The following is a 21442-nucleotide window of genomic DNA, read 5'->3' as shown; positions in this document are numbered from 1 at the left end:
GAGTTGGCCAATGGAAAAGAAAATCAAAATCGGTATCAGTGCATGTGTTGCTGGACACAAAGTACGTTTCGACACAGGTCATAAACGCTCTCGTTTTTGTACAGACGACCTAGCAGACTACGTGGAATTGGAACCTGTTTGCCCAGAGATGGCTGTTGGTCTTCCAACCCCTCGTCCAACCATTCGTCAAACAAGAATGTTAGATGACATCATTCACGTCTCTCGCCCAGATGGTACAGGTGATGTGACCAACGAACTGATCGAGTTCGGTCAAAACTACTCAAAGAACAACCAACACATTGCTGGCTTTATTGTGTGTCAAAAAAGCCCAACCTGTGGCATGGAGCGCGTGAAGGTGTATCACCACCATGGTCGCGGCTCTGAATCGACTGGCGTAGGCATGTTCACCCAACAAATTATGGACGGCAACCCGTTACTTCCCGTTGAAGAAAACGGCCGCCTTAACGATCCCATTTTGCGTGAAAACTTCATGACTCGAGTGTTCACTTATCAAAAATGGCTCGATCTTGTGGATGAAGGCATAACTAAACACAAACTGATACAGTTCCACAGCGCCCACAAGTACTTAGTCATGTGTCATCACGTTGAGGGTTACAAAAGCTTAGGTAAGCTTTTAGCGGGTAATGAGTTAGACATCGACGAATTGGCGGCTCAATACATCGAAGGTTTGATGAAGGCGTTATCGCATCATGCTAATCGAGGCAGTCACGCCAATACGCTGCATCACTTGCAAGGTTACTTTAAAAAACAACTGAGTAGCGCTCACAAGCAAGAACTCACCAACCAGATAGATTCTTTCAGAGAGGGCGTGATTCCATTGCTAGTGCCGCTGACACTGATCAATCACTACCTAATGGAATACCCAAACGAGTACTTGGAATCACAGGTTTACCTAAACCCTCACCCACAAGAACTTAAGCTGAGATACGGATATTGAGCGACATTTTATGGATACGACGAGACCTGAGGATTCACGATAACCCAGCGCTCGTCGCAGCAATTGAAAACGGCGTATCTATCGCCGTTTTTATTTCAACCCCACAGCAATGGCAGCAACACCACCTTGCACCAATCAAAGCTGATTTCATCTATCGTCATCTAAAACAACTCAAATCCCAGCTCGCTGAGTTTGGGATAACGTTGCTTCACCTGAAAGCGACCGATTTTGACGACCAATCCAGACAGCTCATCGACTTATGCCAGCAGCTTGATGCCAAGTGCGTCTACGCAAACTCTGAGCCTGAGGTCGATGAACAGGCTCGCGATAAAAAGCTAATTTCAAGCGGCTTAAACCTCAAGATCAGTGATTGTGACGTTATGTTGCCACTCGGTAGCGTTCTCAACAAACAAGGCGAGATGTTCAAAGTCTTTACGCCCTTTAAGAACGCTTGGTTAAAAGAAGTTCAGGTGAAAGGCATCATCTGCAGTCCAGCTCCTGTCGAGTCAGCTGAACGTTCACAAACACAGCTTCCTGACGACTTACAAGCCTTAACCATCTCTGCTGACTATGATTTCGATTTTCCGCGTGTTGATTCGAGTCGCTGGCCATTAAGCCAAGATGTATTGGGCAATGTGATCCCCAATTTCTTAGGCAATAAAGTCAACGACTACGCACGTCTGAGAGATATTCCCTCAGTTAAAGGAACATCGGGGCTATCACCTTATTTAGCGATTGGCGCCGTGAGCCCACGTTGGTTAGCGATTCAATTGATTCAGCAGCAACCCGATCTGTTATTTGATACGCAATTACCGGCCTTTTGTTGGCTCAACGAATTGATTTGGCGAGATTTTTATAAGCATTTGATGTTTCACCATCCTAAACTGGTTAAAGGCGCTAACTTTCAGCAAAAATACAATGGTTTAGATTGGTATCACGATCATCCTAGCTTCAAAGCTTGGTGCGAAGGAAAAACAGGATATCCATTGGTTGATGCAGCAATGCGTCAACTGGTTGAAACGGGCTGGATGCACAACAGGCTAAGAATGGTGGTGGCAAGCTTCCTAACCAAGCACCTGCTTATTGACTGGCGTTGGGGCGAACGTTTCTTTATGTCACACCTTATCGACGGTGACTTTAGTGCCAACAATGGTGGCTGGCAGTGGGCTTCAAGTACGGGCTGTGATGCTCAACCTTACTTCCGAATTTTCAATCCAATCACTCAGAGTGAAAAGTTTGATCCAAAAGGAATTTTTATTCGTAAGTACATACCAGAGCTGCAAAATATCCCAGATAAGCATGTACATTTCCCACATGACTTTATCGCTAAAAACGGAATAGACAGCGAATACTGGCAACCCATCGTTGAGCATAAAGAAGCACGATTGAGAGCCTTAGCCTTCTTCAAATAATTAGAGTGAATATTATGGATAACTCTCTATGGCTTGATAACTTTCTCAACATGTATCGAGAACTCGGAACCGACAATTTCGACGTGCTTAAGACGGTTTATCACCCTGATATTGAATTCCAAGATCCGCTGCATCATGTCAGCGGTATTTCGGCGCTTACGCACTACTTCGAGAACCTCTACACCCAAGTAACCAGCTGTTACTTTCATATCGAACACACTTTCGAAGCGAACGACGAAGCTTCCGTTTACTGGACGATGCAATTTGCTCACAAGCAATTAAATGGGCAAAAGCCAATCGAAGTACAAGGACACAGCCATCTCAAGATGCTCAACGGTCAAGTGATTTACCACAGAGACTACCTCGACGTCGGTTCTATGTTGTATGAACACATTCCAGTACTGGGCTGCGCGATAAAATCCATCAAAAAGAGAGCGAGTCGATAATGCGTATTATGATTACAGGCGCGACCTCAGGTATCGGCCAATCCCTAGCTAAAGATTACGCTCAGCAAGGGCATCAGGTGATTGCTTGTGGCCGCAACTCAGACAAGCTGCAAGCCTTAGTTGATTCTCACGATACAGACGTCGCGCATTCATCAATTTCACCGCTCTGTTTCGACTTGACTGATTACCACAACTTCCCAGAACTCGACCAAGACAAGCCGCTCGATCTGCTGATTTTAAATGCGGGTGATTGTGAGTACATCGACGACCCAGTGAATTTTGATGCCGAGCTTTTTGAGCGCGTCATCAACATAAACCTAATTTCAATTGGCTACGCCCTTAAAGCTTGGTTAAAAAACATCAAGCCCGGCGGCCGTTTGGTTTTAGTCAGCTCCAGCGCCAGCTTTTTACCTTTGCCAAGAGCCGAGGCTTATGGCGCTTCAAAGGCAGCCCTCACCTACTTAGGCAGAACACTTTCGGTTGATCTGGCAACGCACAACATTCATGTCTCAATTGTGCACCCTGGCTTTGTTGAAACGCCATTAACCGAGCGAAATACGTTCTCTATGCCTATGATTATTAGTAGTGAGGCCGCAACTCAGCGAATCGTAAATGGTATCGCTCAAGGAAAGAGTGAAATCGATTTCCCAAGACGATTCATCATGTTGATGAAGCTACTAAGAATGCTCCCAACTCCAGTTTGGCAAAAACTCGCTTCAAGGATGGTATAACAATGAAGAAAATCGCCATTATTGGTTCAGGTATCTCTGGACTCACTTGCGCGCATATATTAGATAAGCACCACGACGTAACAGTATTCGAAAAGAATGATTACGTTGGGGGGCACACCGCGACCGTTGATATTGAACATCAAGGCTCGGCGTTTTCGATAGATACAGGTTTCATCGTATTCAACGATCGAACCTACCCGAATTTCAATCAGCTTCTAGAACAACTCGATGTCGAAAGGCAACCGACTGAGATGAGCTTCAGCGTCCACAACACGACGACCAAGTTTGAATACAACGGCCACAGCATTAATTCGTTATTCGCGCAGAGGAGCAACATCTTCAAACCTCAGTTCTGGTCTTTAGTGTCTGACATTCTCAAGTTCAACAAGCTGTGTAAGGCTCAGTTTGAAAGCAATGAATTCACACCAGACGTTACCCTTGGCAGTTTCCTACGAGATAATCAATTTTCCGACTTTTTCAGCCAGCACTACATCTTACCGATGGGCGCGGCGATTTGGTCGACAAGCTTGGAAGAAATGGAAGAGTTTGAGCTCAAGTTCTTCATTCAGTTTTTCTACAACCATGGATTGCTCGATATCGCGAACCGTCCTCAGTGGTATGTGATACCAAAGGGATCGCGTTCTTATGTTGAAATCATCCTTTCACGCCTAAGTAAGACTGTTGCACTGAATACATCGATTAAACAAGTGACTCGCCAAGAAACAGGCGTCACGATTGAATTTGAAGATGGCAGCGCACAAGGTTTCGACGAAGTAATCTTTGCTTGCCACTCAGACCAAGCCTTACGCTTGCTTGGTGATGCAACAGAACAAGAGCAACAGGTACTGGGCGAGATCCCATACAGCCGCAATGAAGTGGTTCTGCACACCGATACTCGCTTGTTACCAGACAGAAAACTGGCTTGGGCAAGCTGGAACTACATGTTGGATGGCGACAGTAAACGACCTGCCTGTGTCACGTACAACATGAACATTCTGCAAGGCATCGAAAGCCAAGACACCTTCTGTGTCACCTTGAATCAAAGCGAAGCCATCGACCCAGAAAAAATTATTCGCAGCTTTGTTTATCATCACCCGGTACTTAATTCGAACACGGTCGAAGCTCAGCACAAGCGTGAGCAAATCTGTGGCAAAAACCAGACGCACTTTGCTGGCGCTTATTGGTATAACGGCTTCCATGAAGACGGTGTCCACAGTGCACTCGATGTGACCAAACGCTTCGGTTTAGATTTGAGTACGAGTTCCGCGCTATGAACAGTCAAACCCTGACACCCGAGATGGGGATCGCATCCGAAAAGAGTGAAGAGCTCAGCGGTATCTATTGGGGTAACGTCAGACATCGCCGCTTTGGCGACATCACTCATGAATTCAGCTATCAGCTGTATATGATGGGGTTAGATCTTGATGAGCTGCCCCAAACCACAGCGCGCAGTGCGCTGTTCGGAACTCGTTGGTACAACCCGATTCGCTTTGTCGAATCGGATTATCTCGCTGAAAAAAAAGAAAATGTCACCACGGATGAACCAAAATCACTTAAGCAACGTATAGCTTCCAAAGTGCAACAACTTGGTGGGGTTTGGTCTGATTCAAACCGTGTGACGATGCTGGCTCAGTGCCGCTGTTTAGGCATCTATTTCAGCCCAATCAACTGTTTCTTCTGTTATGACGAGACTGGAGATTGTAAGTACATGTTGGCTGAGGTGAGTAACACGCCTTGGCGAGAAAGACACTACTATCTCATCGACATGCACCAAGAATTGAAGGTAAAAAAAGAGTTTCACGTTTCGCCGTTCATGGATTTGAACATGACTTATTTTTGGAAGATTAAGCCACCAGCGAAACGCACGTTAGTTCACATCGAAAGCCGCCGAGACGACAAGCTTTTCGATGCGACACTAGCCCTGACGAAGCAGTCAGTAACCAAGACAAACATTAGACGAACGGTATTCAAGATTCCGGCGATGACGATAAAAGTCGTGATGGGAATTTATTATCAGGCTCTCAAATTATTCCTGAAAAAAGTACCGTTTGTGGCGCATCCAGACTCAACGTCTTAAGCGCACATGAAAGAACTCAATTGAAGCTTGGGTTCGCTCCAATCAAGGAGCAGAACTCAGCTTAGTTGGCACAAAATATTAGAATGAGTTATCAGCGAGGTTTACATGGAACAGCTTGCCAAACAAAACAACAATATTGAACAACAAGCTAAAGCCGTTGCTGTTTCAAGCAACTGTAAATATCGAGCTTTAATCTTCAAGGTGTTAGAAAGCCTGCAATTCGCGACGCTCGAGATCATTGAGCGCGACCAGCATTCGGTGTTCGGTGATCGAGAAGCAGACTTGAAAGGTCGAATCGTGATTCATGATGCGACCTTTTTTAGAGATGTGGTCATCAACGGCAGTATCGGCGCATCTGAAGCGTACATCGATGGTAAATGGACCAGCCCAAATCTAACGCGTGTGATTCAAATCATGGCTCGTAACCAAGCCCAATTGGATGAGCTTGATGACAAGACACAATGGATTTCTCGCATCAAAAACCTATTGCTGCGTCGTAAGAATGCCAACACCGAGCAAGGCTCTAAGCGAAATATTCTCGCCCACTACGATATTGGCAACGAGCTGTATGAGCGCTTCTTAGATAGCTCGATGCAGTACTCTTCCGCAATCTACAGCGAAGACGCAGAAACCTTGTCGAAGGCTCAACAAAACAAAATGAAAACCATCTGTGAGCGACTAGAACTGTCTGAGAAAGATAGCGTGGTCGAGATAGGCACAGGGTGGGGCGGCTTAGCCATCTTCATGGCGCAACACTACGGTTGCCACGTCACCACTACCACGATCTCAGATGCCCAACATGCACTTGCTGAACAGAGAGTAAAAGCGCTTGGTTTAACCGACAAAATCACCCTGCTCAAAGAGGATTATCGCAATCTCACTGGTGAGTATGACAAGTTGGTTTCGATCGAGATGATAGAGGCGGTCGGACATGAGTATCTACAAACCTTCTTTGAAAAATGTTCCTCGCTACTTAAGCCCTCAGGCAAGATGCTGATTCAAGCAATTACTATTGCTGACAGCCGTTACGACAAATACCGCAAAGGTGTCGACTTTATTCAGAAGTACATCTTCCCCGGCGGTTGCCTACCTTCTGTTTCAGTGATGACCCAACACCTTGCGACCAGCACCGACCTTGTGGTTCAAGAAATTGATGACATTGGCCTGCACTACGCTCGAACGCTGAATGATTGGAACATCGCCTTTGAAAATAGTTGGGAAGAGCTAGAGTCTCTCGGCTATTCAGAAGAGTTTAAACGCTTATGGACCTTCTACTTCTGCTACTGTGAAGGCGCATTCAAAGAGCGCGTGATCAGCACTCACCATGTAGTCGCAAGAAAACCTCGTTACTTTGGAGAAAAAGATGAAGCGGTTTTGGATTATTAATCTCGTACTGTTTCAAGCGACCTGGGTTTGCAGTGCTTTCTTTACCGCGCAAGCCCCGTTCGTCACACCACTGATTGTAGTGGTTCACTTCCTTCTATCACCGACTCGCAGTAGCGATTTGAAGATACTCATTTTATTACCATTGGGGCTATTGCTTGATAGCCTCTTACTCCACTTCGGCGTGTTTGCCGTCGACTCTGAAATTGCGAATCAATCGTGGTTCCCGGTTTGGCTTGTCTGCCTGTGGATCATGTTCTTAATCAGTTTTAACCACAGCCTAAATTGGCTTTTAAAATGCTCGAAAGTGATCTTGTTTGTCATAGGGTTCGTAGCAGGTACTAGTAGTTATTGGGGAGGCATCAAAGCAGGTGCTCTTCTTACTACTTGGCCAGATGCATCGGTAGTTGCTGCCCTTGCAATAAGTTGGGGGATTTTGTTGCCCTTACTGGTGGCCGCCTACTCCAACTTAATACAACCTAAAATGGCAATAACGAGGTGACTTATGGCTTATCCACGCAACCCGACACAAACGTTCAAACCTGAGCGAGGTATTGTTCGCGCTCATCAGCAAGCAAAAAACACACTTCTAAGCTTTATTACTCTCCCGTTAATCTTTGCTGCGCTGTTATTTGCCGGACACGCTAGAGCCTCTGCTGTCGATGATCTGAACAAACGTGGTGAGGGTGAAATGAGTTACCTGTTTTGGACTCTCTACTCGGCAGAATTCTACGCGACTCCAACCAACTCCGAACGAGCTTTGAAGCTTGAGTATTACCGCTCTATCGATAGCAAAGACCTCGTAGACGCTACCGAAGATCAGTGGAACAAGCTTGGCTACTCTGACAGCAACATTCAACGTTGGTTGAAACCCTTGTACGCGATGTGGCCGAACGTGGAAGAAGGAAGCACACTCACGATTCGTGTCGCTGAAGATAACGTAAGTCGTTTTTATTTCGATGAACAACCGATCGGCACCATCCAAGACAAGCAATTTGGTGAAGCCTTTCTAGCGATTTGGTTGTCTGAAAACACCTCTGAACCCGGTCTTCGTAAACAACTTTTAGGTTTGAACAAATGAATCCAAAAACAACAATAATAAAATTTGCTCTGGCATTTTTTTCACTCACTTGGCTAGTGGGCTGTGGCTCTGCAAGTTTAGAAGACCATGTCGACACAACGCCAGAGCTCAAGCTTGAAACCTTTTTTAATGGCGAGCTAATGGCCTACGGCATGGTGCTAGACCGCTCTGGTAACTTACTGCGCCGCTTTGATGCCAAACTGATCGCGACTTGGGACGGTGACAACGGAGAAATAAAAGAGTGGTTCTCTTTTGCTGATGGCGAGCGCTCAACTCGCGTTTGGAATCTGATCAAAACGGGCGAAAACACCTATTCTGGGACTGCCAACGATGTCGTTGGAACCGCTTATGGTGAAACCCAAGGTTCTGCGCTGTATTGGAAATATGATCTAGAAATTGAAGTAGACGGCAGCACCTATGAAGTGGTGCTCGATGATTGGATGTTCTTAATGGACGATAAACGCTTGTTCAACAAGACTGAGATGTCTAAGTTTGGCTTTAAAGTCGGAGAGGTCATCTTATACATCGAGAAGATTTGATGTAACTGCCGTTTCTGATTCTTAGTTTTAAATCGATGACTACATCTACAGTACGTAACAAAACAGCCCACAACGAAAATTGTGGGCTGTTTTGTTTGATCCCTCGAATAGCATACCTGCATGCTCAAGCCATTGTGCTAAGATGCGCCACCAGCATACAAATGGACTAGACTGACACTAAGCAGTCCCCATTTGTTTCGCTAAGCGTAGATTCCCTACCATGAATAATTGAAAAGGCTTTAAAGCATGAGCAAGTTGACCTCAGCGGAGCGTAAAGCTCGCGACAATGAACGTTTCTCACAACGCGTAAACGACCGCAGAGAAAAAGGTGAAGACGTAGTTGCTTACGCACTGACCAACAAAAAAGCTGTAAAATTCCTGACTAAGTCAGAGAAAAAACGTTTCAACGAAACGAGAGCGACTCTGCAAGAAGAGAAGCGAGTGAAAGAACAAGAAGAGCTTAACCGAATCGAAGACGCGTTCACGATCAAACAGTTCGACGACGAATAATCACTTATGATTACTCAAAAGCGCTGGCTCTATGCCGGCGCTTTTACTTGTTAGTTCGTTGTTTTTTAACGCTGTTATTTCTTGCTAAACCCGTCGATTCTTAACGGCTTTCCCCCACTTTCTTAGCTCAGCCTTACCGCTCGACCGATCACCCAAGCTATTAACCTATCAACCAGGCTATCGATCAACTTTAGCCATAGATCTCAGAAAATCTTAGCCTAGCCCCTTACTATCTCGAATCAACTCTACAAATTGAAGACAGTATGATTTTAATTACCGGATCAAGCAGCGGTTTAGGCGCAGCTCTCGCGAAACAATATGCTAACGCCGACGCTCAGCGCGTAGCCATTACAGGTCGCAATGCACAACGTTTAGCAGAAGTGGCGCAAGGCCTACCTGCGAATACCATTAGCCAAGCGTGTGATCTCTGTGACCCGCACTCAGTGAGCGAGTTATTGGATGCGTTACCTGAAATGCCGAAGCTGGTGATCCACAGCGCTGGCAGTGGGTACTTCGGTAAGATAGAACAGCAAGATCCAACCATCATCAGCGACATGCTGAAGAACAATATTGAGTCTTCGATCTTTTTGATTCGCGAGCTTGTACAGCGCTACAAAGATCAATCGGTCACCATCGCTGTGGTGATGTCGACGGCGGCACAAGGTGCTAAAGCTGAAGAGTCCACCTACTGCGCGGCAAAATGGGCCGTGAAAGGCTTTATCGAATCGGTAAGGTTGGAGCTAAAAGGTCACCCGATGAAAATCGTGGCGGTTTACCCTGGAGGAATGGCGACCGAGTTTTGGAATACAAGCGGTAAAGACATGGATACCTCGAGCTTTATGACCGCGCAAGAAGCCGCTCAGATGCTACAACAGGCGTTGACCAGCACAGAGCATGGCTTCGTATCAGACATCACGATAAACCGCGGCTAGTGCTTAGATAGAGCTACAAGGAAATAGAGCCGCGAGACAATTATTTGTGAGGGTGAGCATGAAAGTGTGCGACAATGCTCGGCGTAAATTCATATTCAAGGTTTATTATGAAACTTCTAGTTCGTAACCTATCGCGCTCTACATCTGAGCAAGACATCCGTGTGCTATTTTCTGAGTTTGGATCAGTAAAAGAGTGCAGCCTAGTTTTAGACCAAGAAACTGGCGACTCAAAAGGCTTTGCTTTTGTTGAAATGCCAGAGCAAGAAGAAGCTAAAGCGGCACTAAACAAGCTGAACTTGTCAAAGCTTGGCAAAAACACGATTCGTGTAAAAGTAGCGAACTCTTAATCGAGTCAATGCTTCATAAGCCGCATGGCTTAGCTTAACAGCAGCACAGATGATAAAGCCCGTAACGATATGACGTTTTCCAGCGCAATATCGTTACGGGCTTTTTGCTGCTCGCAATTCTCTTTTCACACGATTTGAATACGCCTACAGACCTTCATGTTCATCAATAGCACGTCTTGCTTCGGCCATTGAACATCCAGATTCCATCACCAGCTGAGCCACAGTCATTGAAGGTGTAGCGGCCAACAGAGATGCCAAACACACCACGGGTTTAGGCAGCACTTTGTCGATTGCAATTGCTATCCAACCGTCTTTTTCATGGGTTAACATCGTTTTAAATTCAACGAGTTGATACTCTTGAGCGACCAACAGCCAATTACGCGAACGACGAACTCGTTTCAACTGACATCCACATTCCGCAGCATTCACCATCACTTGGCTTTTATCACTCACACGATGTACAAAACTATTCAATGGGACGCTAAACATAACTCTCTGCTAATCAATCTATTCCTACCATTCAAGAGCTCTCTACCTATCTCTCAAAACTTTCTAACTGTCACTCAATTAAAACCGTACGTAGGATTACACAGACACAAAAAAACCGCCAGTGATGCACTAAGCAACCTCGCGGTTTTTGGATGTTAACGTGTGTGGTTTACGCTTTAGTTTCTACCACAATGTCCGTTTTTACCGAGTTCGCGATAAAGCAGTTTTTGTGCGCCAAGTGGTGCAGTTTGTCGAGCTGCTTGGCGGTGGGCTTTTTGGTACCTAAAAACACAATTTTAGGGCGCAGAGTCACCTTAGTGACCGATGAGCGGCCAGATTCATCTTCTTCCAGCACACCAATCGCATCATCGACATAGGAGTCGATCACGTACTTCTGCTTTGCGGCAATGCCCAAAAACGTCAGCATATGGCAGCTAGAAAGTGCCGCGATAAACGCTTCTTCTGGATCAATATTCGCTTCCACCGAAAACGGCAGTGGCACAACATGTGGAGAGGACGAAGCAGGCACAGTGACACCACCATCGAACTCCCACGTATGACCTCGACTGTATTGATTGTCGCTAAAGACTTCATCTTCTGCTTTTTTCCAGCGAATGATCGCTCCGTATTCAGACATAATTCCTTCCTTTTTTATGCTCAATAAATTAACGATCAGCTGGATGATTGACACCATCGTTGGTCACCACATCACCAATATCAAAAGGGTTTACCCCTTCCAAACAGCCGATGTTAAAACCGTATTCATTTGGGCTAGAACGGCGTTGATGATGGGTATAGATGCCGCAGTTTGAGCAGAAATAATGCTTTGCGGTGTTGGTATTGAATTGATAAAGCTTGAGATGCTCCGCACCTTTGAGGATCTTGATGCCGTCCAGTGCAACAGAGCCCACAATCGCTCCCCTGCGACGACAGATAGAGCAATCACAGCGGCGTGGTTTTTCTATCCCGTTAGGTAAGCTGAACTCTAGTTCAACCGCACCGCAATGGCAGGTTGCCTTGTGAAAAGGTTGGATAACCGTATCTCCGACGACTTTCATTTTTCTCTCCAATCACATCCTTATGTTGGTCGTATCATAACCAGTTCAATGTTCTCTGTCCGTACCCGGGTGTTGAGTTCGAGAGATCTGTCATGCGCTGCTTCTCGGCTAATCTAACTAGACTTTTCAACCAAATCGCCAAACCGCTCAAACAAGAAATCAAGAAACAACCGGATACGCTTGGGCTGATATTTCTTGCTGATGTACACCACATTCAAATCGGCACTCGACACCGACATCGCGGTGTTGAAGTTCTTCATGTAGCCATTAAGCAGCGTCACAAGGCGCTGGTTATTGATGTCGCCTTGCACATCCAGTACCGATTTAAGAGCAATGCCCTCGCCTTTTAATGCCCAGTAGCGAATCACTTCGCCATCGTCTGAAAATCGCTTTGGAACAACAGTAATCGACTTCTTCATATCATGATCTTGGAAGTGCCATGTCTTGAGCTCTTCATTGCTGCGCAGCATAGCTAAACAATCGTGATCAACCAAATCTTGTGGTGTTAACGGTGTTCCATGCTTGGCAAGATATCCAGGAGAAGCACACAGCACACGTCGGCTTGGTGACAAGCGTCTGGATATCAAACTGCTGTCGACCAATTCACCATAACGGACCACGATATCCATGCCAGATTCAGCAATGTTCGAGAGGTTATCGTTCAAGTAGAGGTAAGGGATCACGTCGGGATATTGCTGACAGAACTCAGAGAGAATCGGAAGAATGTACTGCTTTCCGATGTCTTTCGGCGCGGCGATTTTGAGTGGACCTTTGACCTCTTTGACGCCATTTTGGATCAGGTTTTCGGCCTCACTGACATTATCCAATATCTCCAGACACGCCTTGTGATACAGCTCGCCAGAGTCGGTTAAAGACACATGGCGCGTACTTCGATTCAACAACTTCACACCATATCGCTCTTCCAGCGCTTGAAGCCTTGCTGTCATGGTCGCAGGTGATAAACCCAGTTCGCGCCCAGCCGCAGCTAACCCGTGATGCTTAACAATACTGACGAACATCGCCATATCTGAAAACTTATCCATACGATTCTCGCTTCCACCTCTTCGTCTTACTTCTCGATCTTAATGCTCGATTTGAATACTCAGTCACACTATTCAGCTTAACCGAATAATGAATTTATATTTTAACCAATTATCAAATTTAGTCGAATAAATATAATGGCAAACATCAACAGAACAACGCAGGAATTCAGAGAATGACTAACGAATCGACTAAACAAGAGCAACGCACTTTCGTCATCATTGGTGGCACATCAGGTATCGGCAAAGCACTAGCGATGCAACTAAGAAACGAGAACAACACGGTACATATTGCCAGCCGACACACAGGCGTTGATATCACCGATGAAAAGTCGATTTGTGAATACTTCGAATCGATTGGCGTGTTTGACCACTTAATCGTAACGGCTGGCTCATCCGCTCCCGCAGGAAAAGTAACAGACGTAGCAACCGCAAACGCTAAGACAGCTTTTGACACTAAGTTTTGGGGCAGCTTAAACGTAGCCAAACATGCCGCACGCTACATGACGCCAAACGGCTCTATCACCTTCACAACTGGTATGTTGTCACGCAAAGTTGTTGCTGGTACTTACGTAAAAACCGCCATCAACGCCGCACTAGAAAGCGTAACCAAAATACTGGCGAAAGAGCTATCACCCATTCGAGTCAATGCCGTTAGCCCGGGTTTAACCATGACGGAAGCCTACAAAAACATGGACGATTCCGCTCGTGCAAACATGTACGACAACGCCAAAAACAACCTACCCGCAGGTAAGGTTGGCGAGCCTTCAGAGATAGCCATGGGTTACCTGTTCGCAATTAATAACCCATACGTCACTGGGTCAATCATCGATATCGATGGCGGCGCTCTACTCGGCTAACACTCCGCAAAGACATAAAGAACAATCGTGAGGGTGTTTATCTCAACGTCCTAACAAATAAGAATTTACATAGGTAACTCATCATGAAATCAGAAGCCATGACACAAGAAAAGATGCCATTCCAAGTTTGGATACTGACACTCGCAGCATTTGCAATTGGCACCGCTGAGTTTGTTATCGCAGGCATTCTTCCACAAATCGCCACATCACTTTCAATCACAGAAGGTCAAGCTGGCTACCTTATCAGTGCTTACGCGTTGGCTATCGTTATCGGCGGCCCGATCTTAACAATCTACCTTGCGCGCTTTAATAAGAAGATAGTGCTGATTGGCTTAATGGCACTGTTCATTATTGGCAACGTGTTATCCGCCTTAGCGCCAAGCTATCCACTTCTACTGGCAAGCCGTGTGATCGCAGGCTTAGTGCAAGGCCCTTTCTATGGCATCGGTGCGGTTGTCGCAACCAACTTAGTGTCTGAAAAAATGGCAGGTCGTGCCGTTGGCCAAATGTTCGCAGGCCTAACAGTCGCTAACGTTCTTGGCGTTCCAGCGGGAACTTGGGTTAGCTTGCAATTCGGCTGGCACACCACTTTCTTTACCGTGGCTGCACTTGGCACGATTGCGATGATTTCTATTCTAACGTCAATCAAATCGACTGGTCACAGTGAAGCAAAAGACATCAAAACTCAGCTGTTAGCGTTCAAAAACCCAATGCTGCTGATCAGCTTGGCAATCACTGCTTTTGCTTGGTCTGGCTTCATGACGCTATACGGATACCTTGCGCCAATCGCTATGCACATCACCGGCTACGGTCAAGAGTCTGTTACTTGGATCTTAGTGATTGTGGGTGTCGGCTTAATCATCGGTAACACCTTGGGCGGACGCTCTTCAGATAAAAACCTAGGCAAAGCTTCAATGTTTTGGGCCGTTGCAATGATCGTGTCATTGGTTGTAGTTGGCCTTGTGGTAGACAACAAAATCCTATTCGTTGCAGCGGTATTTGTCTTTGGTATTGCATCATTTGCGAACGTTCCAGCAATGCAACTTCGAGTGATGAACAACGGTGGCGAAGGCCAAGAGCTAGCAGCAACCGCGAATATCTCAGCGTTTAATTTAGCCAATGCCTTTGGTGGATTCCTTGGCGGCATGGTACTCGACAGCCAACTAGGCGCAGGCATGATTCCATTCGCAGCCGTTGTTGTCCCTGTTATTGGTTTGCTGCTTATTGCGAAAGCCAACCGAGCGGGGAGGCCACAAAGCAACTCTATTTTCAGCCCAGCAGAAAGCAAATAAGCCCCAATAAAAAACGAAAGATCACAGCATTAAAACAAGGTAGAAACCATGAACAAATTATTCGAAGCATCAGAACTGAAAGGCCTAGAGCTGCAAAACCGTGTGGTTATGGCACCCATGACACGCGCTCGCACTAGCCAACCTGGAAACGTGCCAAACGACATGATGGCGACTTATTACCAACAACGAGCAAGTGCAGGGCTTATCATCACTGAAGCCACACAAATTTCAGATGACTCTCAGGGTTACTCATTCACACCCGGCGTCTATACCGATGCGCAAATCGAAGGTTGGAAATCAGTAACAAAAGCAGCAAAAGAGCAAGGCGCTGCGATATTCTGCCAACTATGGCACGTAGGCCGAGTATCACACCCTACTTTTCAAAAAGGCGAGTTGCCGATTGCACCTTCTGCACTGGCACCTATAGAAACGCAGGTTTGGATCTCAGATGAAAATGGTAACGGCAACATGGTGGATTGCATCCAACCAAGAGAGATGACCCAAGCAGACATCGATCGTGTTGTTCAAGATTTTGCTAACTCAGCGAAAAAAGCAGTCGAGGCAGGGTTCAACGGAGTGGAAATACACGGTGGCAATGGCTACCTGATTGATCAGTTCCTAAGAACCAACTCAAACAAACGCACCGACAACTACGGCGGTAGCCGCGAGAACCGACTTCGCTTCCTAATCGAAGTGGTTGATGCTGTGATTGAAGAGATAGGTGCCGATAAAGTAGGTGTGCGCTTGGCGCCGTTCATCACCTTCAAAGACATGAACTGCCCAGATATCGTACCAACGATTTTAGAGGCATCGAAGGCACTTCAAGATCGAGACATCGCTTACCTGCACCTATCAGAAGCCGACTGGGATGATGCTCCAGTTATCCCTGAAAGCTTCCGTGTCGAACTAAGAGCCTTGTTCTCTAACACCATCATCGTTGCCGGCAGCTACACACCACAACGCGCCGAAGAAGTGTTGAGCAAAGGCTACGCTGACCTTGTCGCATTTGGTCGCCCATTCGTAGCTAACCCAGATCTCGTATCACGCCTACAAAACGGCAGTGAACTATCCGATCTTGATGGCGCCACTCTGTTCGGCGGCAACGAAAAAGGCTACATCGATTATCCAGTGTTGTAGTGAATCTTAAATTGATAGAACTGCCTTAGATTTTCCTTCAGGCAAAAGAAAGGCTCGCATGACTAGTGCGAGCCTTATGCAGTTTAGGGGGTAAACCACAATCTGATATTAATTAGGGGTAATTATTTAACTTATGAGCCATTATGCACTTGTGCGCATTGATATTCTATTTTTAAATGATTCACTGCAATTAATCAATCGATAAAAGTTAGCGTTTGGTCAATTTAAACCACATAGGTAACAGTGATTTAGTGAGTGATGTCTAGAAAACCATCATAAAACCCATAAAAATCAGATCTATAAACTTCTCATTTGCCAGTAACCTTCACCATTAGTCGCGAGTTGGCTGTGTAAATAATCGAGCGTATCTGCGACCGTTCCCGCAATGCCTTGTGGTGGATTGAACAACAGCAAACCACTGCCGATCAGGCGATCATCACCCTTGGGATCTCGAAGGCGAAGTTCCGACTTGATCGGACTTGGTAGCAAACCATCTTTCACCGCTGTCACGCAGTGGTTCAAAATCAGTGAGCTCTTATCATCCGTGTAAAGCGGGTACCAAATTAATGCTGATACCTTCTCAGACTGCTGATACGCCTTAACCAAGGCATCGATCACCGCGAGATATTCAGAATCGGTTTCATAGGGCGGGTCGATAACAATCAGGTGATGGTTGTCGTGTTTTGCTATGTCGTCAGGCAGTGCTTTCAAGCCATCGCCAGCGGTAATGGTGAGCTTACTTGAAACATCAAGATCGCGTTGCAGCTTCTCAATGTTGGTTTGTAATAAGTCGGCTTCATCTTGCTGAATGTCTGAAAAATAGAAGCTATCTTGGCTGCGGCCTTGTTGGTAGGTGATGGCTGCAGAACCCGGATAGAGAGAGATAAGTTGGTTCGGATTGTAGTATTCCAGCACCGACATAAAAGAAGCGAATGCCGGAGGAAGATAAGCCTTGTTTCGCCACAAGTACCCAACCCCTTCAGCAAACTCACCAGCATGATTACTTGGTGCAGTGTTGAGGTCATAACACCCTGTACCAGAGTGCGTGTCGATAACGTTGAGGCGTGAATGCTGCTGCATTAATGACTGAACAAGTGCACTCAATACTGGATGCTTCAGTGCATCACCATGGTCGCCTACATGACATTGATGTCGATATTCCATTCCCTTGCCTCATTTCTACTAACGTCATCTAAACATACTTCATATCATGAGGGCTTGCCTGCTCAATCCATCGTTTTTTGAAATAGGCTCGCTTTTCTCTAACCAGTTGACTCTTATATAAAAATAAAGCCCCTGAACTTACTTAGGGGGTTAAGTGAGTTCAAGGGCTTTTATTATTGATTTAGGTTAATAGCGTAAGTAAATCGGCCTACCGTGCATAAGCTAGCTAAGCTTGACTAAGGGTACTCACCCTCAACTTCTACTGGCGCTTTCACTTGGTAGTGACAAGGCTGTAGGCCAAGTAGCTTAGGCAGTGTGATACCTACCGAAACGGAAGACCACGTACCGCTAACAATACCCACCACCAATGCAATTGCGAATCCTTGCAGCGCAGCACCCCCAAGTAGCCAAAGCGCAGATACGGTGATTAGCGTTGTACCTGAAGTCACCATGGTGCGTGAGAAGGTCGCTTTAACCGATTCGTTAAGCAGGTTATCAGTATCACCATTTGGATTGCCACGCAGCATTTCACGAACACGGTCGGCAATGATGATCGAGTCATTCAACGAGTAACCCAAAATCGCCAACACAGCCGCTAACACAGTCAGGTTGAACTCGAACTGAGTAAAAGCGAACAGACCCAAGATAAGCGTCACGTCATAGATGATCGCGGCAAGGGCGCCGAGTGCTAAACGCCATTCAAAACGAACACTCAGGTACAGCATGATCATTAGGAAACACACCAATACCGCCAAGCCACCTTGGTCAACCATGTCTTGACCCACTTGAGGCCCAACCACGCTGCTGTTAAGCACTTTTACTTGGTCACTTACCGATGACAAAGCATCCACTAAGTTTGGCTGTGGAGCGTCTGTCAGTTGGCTGTAACGAATCGTCCAGCGATCCTGTTCTGCCATACCGACCACTTGAACGTCTTGTTGGAAAGCAGTGTCGAGCTTGGTTTTTAACGCATCTTTGGTTACTTGATCAGAGAGTTGAACCTCGGCAACCACACCGCCAGTAAAGTCCAAACCCCAGTTAAAACCTTTCACTGCCACTAGCATCACAGAGCTCATGAACAGCACAATAGAAATCACAGACATCACCTTACGAAGGCGAGTCATATTGCTATTTGAAAAATAGCGGTCTGAAATAGTCATTTTTGAAGTACTCATGCTTAAATCCTTACATCGTGGCGTTGGTCACGCCCCCAAACCAAATTGATGATCGCTCGTGAAGCAAAAATGCCCGTGAACATACTGGTTAGAAGACCTAAGCCTAGAGTTAGAGCGAAGCCCTGAATCGGTCCATTACCAATGGTGTATAGAGCCACAGCAACGATCATGGTGGTGACGTTAGCATCGAAAATTGACGAGAATGCGCTATCGAAACCACGATCGATAGAGCTAGCAAAGCTGCGCCCTTCTTTCATCTTGTCTCGAATACGCTCGAAGATAAGCACGTTAGTGTCTACCGCCATACCGACGGTCAGTACCAAGCCCGCAATACCCGGCAGAGTTAACACCGCACCCGGTAGCAAGGCAATCAAACCAAACAACGTGGTCATGTTAACTACCAATGCACAGTTCGCGACCCAACCTAAGCGGCGGTACCATAGCGCCATAAACGTTAGCGTAAGGCCAAGACCAAGTGCCAAAGCAGCAAAGCCGTTGGTTACATTTTCAGCACCCAAAGATGGGCCAATAGTACGTTCTTCAATGATGGTCACAGGCGCAGTCAATGACCCCGCACGCAACAGTAACGCAAGCTCTTGTGCGTCTGCCAAACTGCCTGCGCCAGTGATTCTGAAGCGGCTACCCAGTTGAGATTGGATGTTTGCCACACTAATCACTTCACTGTCTTGCTTGCTGTTGCCCGCTCTATCACGGCTGTATTCGCTGTACACCGTTGCCATTGGCTTACCGATGTTATGACGTGAGAACTCGGACATTTTCTTACCACCAGAAGAATCCAGCGTAATGTTGACTTCTGCACTGCCCATCTCACCAATGCCACTGCGAGCATCAATAATGTGTTCGCCACTCAACACAGCCTTGCGGTCGACTACCACACGGTTGCCGTCTGAATCTTTCAGGGTTTGAGTATTGCGCGTTGCGTTGTCGTACACAGAGTAGAACGCAAGCGAAGCCGTAGCACCAATCACGTCTTTCGCAGCTGCAGGGTCTTGTACACCCGGTAATTCGATACGGATACGGCTTTCTCCTTGGCGTTGAATCGATGCCTCAGTGATGCCTAGCTCTTCAATACGGCTGCGCATGATCTGTAGGTTTTGTTGAACCGTTAGGTTGCGTAGCGTTCTTTGTTCTTCTTCAGACTGAGTTAACGTTAGCGATTTATCTGAACGGTCACGTTGCCATTGTGGGAACTCTTCACGAATCAGTTTTTGTGCTTTCTCGAAATCGGCATCAGTACGGAAGTTAAATTCAACTTGGTTATTCACCACTTTACCGCGTGCATAACGCACTTGGCTGGTGATTTCATCGACCACAGATTGCGCTTGGGCGTGGTAAACCGGTTCCATGTCCACTTCTAACAGGAACTGCACACCACCACGTAAGTCAAGGCCTAGCTGAATCGGTGCGAAGCCCATGTCAGTCAACCATTTCGGAGCTGCTGGCTCCATCGCTAGCGCAACCGTCGCGTTGTCCAATAGGCGCTCATTCAGCACCTCTTTAGCCTTCGCTTGTTGTTCTGCGTCTTCCAAGATTACGACTAAACGTTGGTCTTTTTGAAATGCCGATTTGGCTTGAATGCCTTCGCTCGCAAGGTATTGGGTAATTTGGCTAGCATCGATGGTCTGTTCAGAACGGTTGTTAATTTGAACCGACGCATTCTCGCCATACCAAGAAGGTAAAGCACTCAGAACCATGATGATAATGGTGGCGATAAGCACCGCGTATTTCCACTTTGAGTAGTGGTTAATTTGTTTTCTTTGAATGCGTTTTTTCACAGTCAAGATCTCTTCTTTCTACCAATCACCGTAAATACGTGCTCAAAAATAGCACCAGAAAAAAGCAGTGATCGAGCATTTTAACCAGCTAGGGTGACCAGTTATTTACTACGATTGGTATGTCTAATATTTTGCGAACACGAGCGATGGCTAATCACGACCAGAACAAGCTGATTGAAAGATAGTGATGCTAAAGCTGATGTCGCTATGTTTGTCTTGGTTAACTGGCGAATTCAATGGGCACTAGGCGACCATCGATACGACCAATTTAGGGTCAAACGATTAGCTAAGAAGTTCTCGGAAATGCGAGTATTGGATGTTGCCCTCTTTCCACCCCGAAAGCCGGGAAGACGGAGAACTCACAATACTGGTCCAGTGCAGCTTGGAATCCAACAACGGCGTGTTGAAGAGCAGGGAAGCCAGTATTGAGGGGGGAGAGAAGTCAATCAGTAGATGATAAGCAGGCTCAAGATCGGCCACGCTTTCTTGCTCGTTACTGAGCATACGTCTGAAGTTTGCTGCTTGAAGGCTTGATTCGGTGTCGTGATAGTTAGAACTGTCACCAGAAGGCACGGTGCCAAACTGAGCCTTATCGCACTCTAAGTAGCTCGACGGATTATCCGTATCAGCTTGTTTACAAAGATCATTCTGTGAAGATTGCTCTTGAGCCGAGTATATTTGAAATGGCTTAGAAGGAAACGAATAGCCGTTAGAATTCACTAAGCCAAAGCTCAGTAAAAACAACATTAAGACTAATCGGGTACCCAGTTTAAGCAATCTAATATCCAAACAACATTCTCGTAGATCGTCAATCTACAATACAAATGAAACGCTGTCTTGATTTAAAACATTTTTTTAGAAAATGATACGATGCAACCGATTAAGCGATCTCAAAATTTAGATTTACATAGATCTAAAACGGCTTAACAACAGGTGAGGCATAGACGTTATGAATGGTGGGAATCGAGTAGGAGGAGGCCTCACGGCCTCCGTCCTCTCACACCACCGTACAAGC

The 21442-nt window shown here is 46.2% G+C and carries 24 protein-coding genes; 16 read left to right on the top strand and 8 right to left on the bottom strand.

Going from position 1 to position 21442, the window contains the following annotated elements; translation table 11 throughout:
- Positions 1-10 precede the first annotated feature (10 nt).
- From AB6D58_RS12825 to AB6D58_RS12765, 13 genes are all read left to right on the top strand, one after another.
- On the top strand, positions 11-958 hold the full coding sequence (locus AB6D58_RS12825) for a YbgA family protein (RefSeq protein ID WP_372157452.1): 948 nt from the start codon (positions 11-13) through the stop codon (positions 956-958).
- A complete protein-coding gene (gene phrB / locus AB6D58_RS12820) occupies positions 955-2370 on the top strand; it encodes a deoxyribodipyrimidine photo-lyase (protein ID WP_372157450.1) in 1416 nt (471 codons plus the stop codon). Before AB6D58_RS12825 ends, phrB begins: the two co-directional genes overlap by 4 nt.
- 14 nt (positions 2371-2384) lie before the next feature.
- Positions 2385-2816, top strand: a complete 432-nt coding sequence (locus AB6D58_RS12815) for a nuclear transport factor 2 family protein (protein ID WP_372157448.1) — start codon at positions 2385-2387, stop codon at positions 2814-2816.
- Positions 2816-3547: an SDR family NAD(P)-dependent oxidoreductase gene (locus tag AB6D58_RS12810; RefSeq protein WP_108122291.1), complete on the top strand. Its 732-nt coding sequence runs from the start codon at positions 2816-2818 to the stop codon at positions 3545-3547. Before AB6D58_RS12815 ends, AB6D58_RS12810 begins: the two co-directional genes overlap by 1 nt.
- A gap of 2 nt (positions 3548-3549) precedes the next feature.
- Complete coding sequence (locus tag AB6D58_RS12805) at positions 3550-4821, top strand: NAD(P)/FAD-dependent oxidoreductase (RefSeq protein ID WP_102428126.1); 1272 nt, start codon at positions 3550-3552, stop codon at positions 4819-4821.
- Positions 4818-5624, top strand: a complete 807-nt coding sequence (locus tag AB6D58_RS12800; protein WP_017061280.1) for a DUF1365 domain-containing protein — start codon at positions 4818-4820, stop codon at positions 5622-5624. Before AB6D58_RS12805 ends, AB6D58_RS12800 begins: the two co-directional genes overlap by 4 nt.
- A 105-nt stretch (positions 5625-5729) precedes the next feature.
- Positions 5730-7010 carry a cyclopropane-fatty-acyl-phospholipid synthase family protein gene (locus AB6D58_RS12795; RefSeq protein ID WP_017061279.1) on the top strand — a complete coding sequence of 427 codons (1281 nt, stop codon included), beginning with the start codon at positions 5730-5732 and terminating at the stop codon, positions 7008-7010.
- Positions 6988-7509 (top strand): DUF2878 domain-containing protein, encoded by a 522-nt coding sequence (locus AB6D58_RS12790; protein WP_017061278.1) that lies wholly within the window; start codon positions 6988-6990, stop codon positions 7507-7509. The genes AB6D58_RS12795 and AB6D58_RS12790 overlap by 23 nt, the downstream gene beginning before the upstream one ends.
- A gap of 3 nt (positions 7510-7512) precedes the next feature.
- The gene (locus tag AB6D58_RS12785; protein ID WP_017061277.1) at positions 7513-8088 is read left to right on the top strand and encodes a chalcone isomerase family protein; all 576 of its coding nucleotides are present in this window, start codon (positions 7513-7515) and stop codon (positions 8086-8088) included.
- Positions 8085-8627, top strand: coding sequence for a DUF3833 domain-containing protein (locus tag AB6D58_RS12780; protein ID WP_017061276.1), 543 nt, complete (start codon positions 8085-8087; stop codon positions 8625-8627). Before AB6D58_RS12785 ends, AB6D58_RS12780 begins: the two co-directional genes overlap by 4 nt.
- Before the next feature lie 246 nt (positions 8628-8873).
- On the top strand, positions 8874-9137 hold the full coding sequence (locus tag AB6D58_RS12775; protein WP_017061275.1) for a hypothetical protein: 264 nt from the start codon (positions 8874-8876) through the stop codon (positions 9135-9137).
- Positions 9138-9400: 263 nt separating this feature from the next.
- Complete coding sequence (locus AB6D58_RS12770) at positions 9401-10069, top strand: SDR family NAD(P)-dependent oxidoreductase (RefSeq protein WP_372083737.1); 669 nt, start codon at positions 9401-9403, stop codon at positions 10067-10069.
- A 107-nt stretch (positions 10070-10176) separates the two neighbouring features.
- Positions 10177-10416, top strand: a complete 240-nt coding sequence (locus tag AB6D58_RS12765) for an RNA-binding protein (protein WP_017061273.1) — start codon at positions 10177-10179, stop codon at positions 10414-10416.
- 144 nt (positions 10417-10560) lie between these two features.
- Here AB6D58_RS12765 and AB6D58_RS12760 read toward each other — a convergent pair whose 3' ends face one another.
- The 4 genes from AB6D58_RS12760 to AB6D58_RS12745 all read right to left on the bottom strand — a co-directional run bounded on the left by AB6D58_RS12760 (position 10561) and on the right by AB6D58_RS12745 (position 13006).
- The gene (locus AB6D58_RS12760) at positions 10561-10905 is read right to left on the bottom strand and encodes a ribosome recycling factor family protein (protein WP_017061272.1); all 345 of its coding nucleotides are present in this window, start codon (positions 10903-10905) and stop codon (positions 10561-10563) included.
- Between the two features lie 169 nt (positions 10906-11074).
- Positions 11075-11542, bottom strand: a complete 468-nt coding sequence (locus tag AB6D58_RS12755; RefSeq protein WP_372157446.1) for an OsmC family protein — start codon at positions 11540-11542, stop codon at positions 11075-11077.
- Between the two features lie 28 nt (positions 11543-11570).
- Positions 11571-11963, bottom strand: a complete 393-nt coding sequence (locus AB6D58_RS12750) for a GFA family protein (RefSeq protein ID WP_017061270.1) — start codon at positions 11961-11963, stop codon at positions 11571-11573.
- A gap of 113 nt (positions 11964-12076) precedes the next feature.
- Entirely contained in the window at positions 12077-13006 is a 930-nt protein-coding gene (locus AB6D58_RS12745; protein WP_372157444.1) for a LysR family transcriptional regulator, read from the bottom strand.
- Between the two features lie 173 nt (positions 13007-13179).
- Here AB6D58_RS12745 and AB6D58_RS12740 point away from each other — a divergent pair, with 173 nt between their 5' ends.
- The 3 genes from AB6D58_RS12740 to AB6D58_RS12730 all read left to right on the top strand — a co-directional run bounded on the left by AB6D58_RS12740 (position 13180) and on the right by AB6D58_RS12730 (position 16292).
- A complete protein-coding gene (locus AB6D58_RS12740) occupies positions 13180-13863 on the top strand; it encodes an SDR family oxidoreductase (protein ID WP_065583949.1) in 684 nt (227 codons plus the stop codon).
- 83 nt (positions 13864-13946) lie between these two features.
- The gene (locus AB6D58_RS12735; protein ID WP_372157442.1) at positions 13947-15155 is read left to right on the top strand and encodes an MFS transporter; all 1209 of its coding nucleotides are present in this window, start codon (positions 13947-13949) and stop codon (positions 15153-15155) included.
- A gap of 48 nt (positions 15156-15203) precedes the next feature.
- Complete coding sequence (locus AB6D58_RS12730; protein ID WP_372157440.1) at positions 15204-16292, top strand: alkene reductase; 1089 nt, start codon at positions 15204-15206, stop codon at positions 16290-16292.
- A 297-nt stretch (positions 16293-16589) separates the two neighbouring features.
- Here the strand turns inward: AB6D58_RS12730 and rlmJ are convergent, their stop codons facing one another.
- The 4 genes from rlmJ to AB6D58_RS12710 form a co-directional block, all read right to left on the bottom strand.
- A complete protein-coding gene (gene rlmJ, locus AB6D58_RS12725; RefSeq protein ID WP_229647560.1) occupies positions 16590-17456 on the bottom strand; it encodes a 23S rRNA (adenine(2030)-N(6))-methyltransferase RlmJ in 867 nt (288 codons plus the stop codon).
- A gap of 236 nt (positions 17457-17692) precedes the next feature.
- On the bottom strand, positions 17693-18631 hold the full coding sequence (secF, locus tag AB6D58_RS12720; RefSeq protein ID WP_004732672.1) for a protein translocase subunit SecF: 939 nt from the start codon (positions 18629-18631) through the stop codon (positions 17693-17695).
- A 2-nt stretch (positions 18632-18633) separates the two neighbouring features.
- The gene (secD, locus tag AB6D58_RS12715; protein WP_372157438.1) at positions 18634-20433 is read right to left on the bottom strand and encodes a protein translocase subunit SecD; all 1800 of its coding nucleotides are present in this window, start codon (positions 20431-20433) and stop codon (positions 18634-18636) included.
- Between the two features lie 276 nt (positions 20434-20709).
- Positions 20710-21174 carry a hypothetical protein gene (locus AB6D58_RS12710; protein WP_017072340.1) on the bottom strand — a complete coding sequence of 155 codons (465 nt, stop codon included), beginning with the start codon at positions 21172-21174 and terminating at the stop codon, positions 20710-20712.
- Between the last annotated feature and the right edge of the window lie 268 nt (positions 21175-21442).

Source organism: Vibrio sp. 10N.239.312.D08 (assembly GCF_041466145.1).
Taxonomy (GTDB): Bacteria; Pseudomonadota; Gammaproteobacteria; order Enterobacterales; family Vibrionaceae; genus Vibrio; species Vibrio crassostreae_C.
The sequence above is the reverse complement of the archived record's forward strand: the minus strand, read 5'-3'. Positions and strand labels throughout refer to the sequence as shown.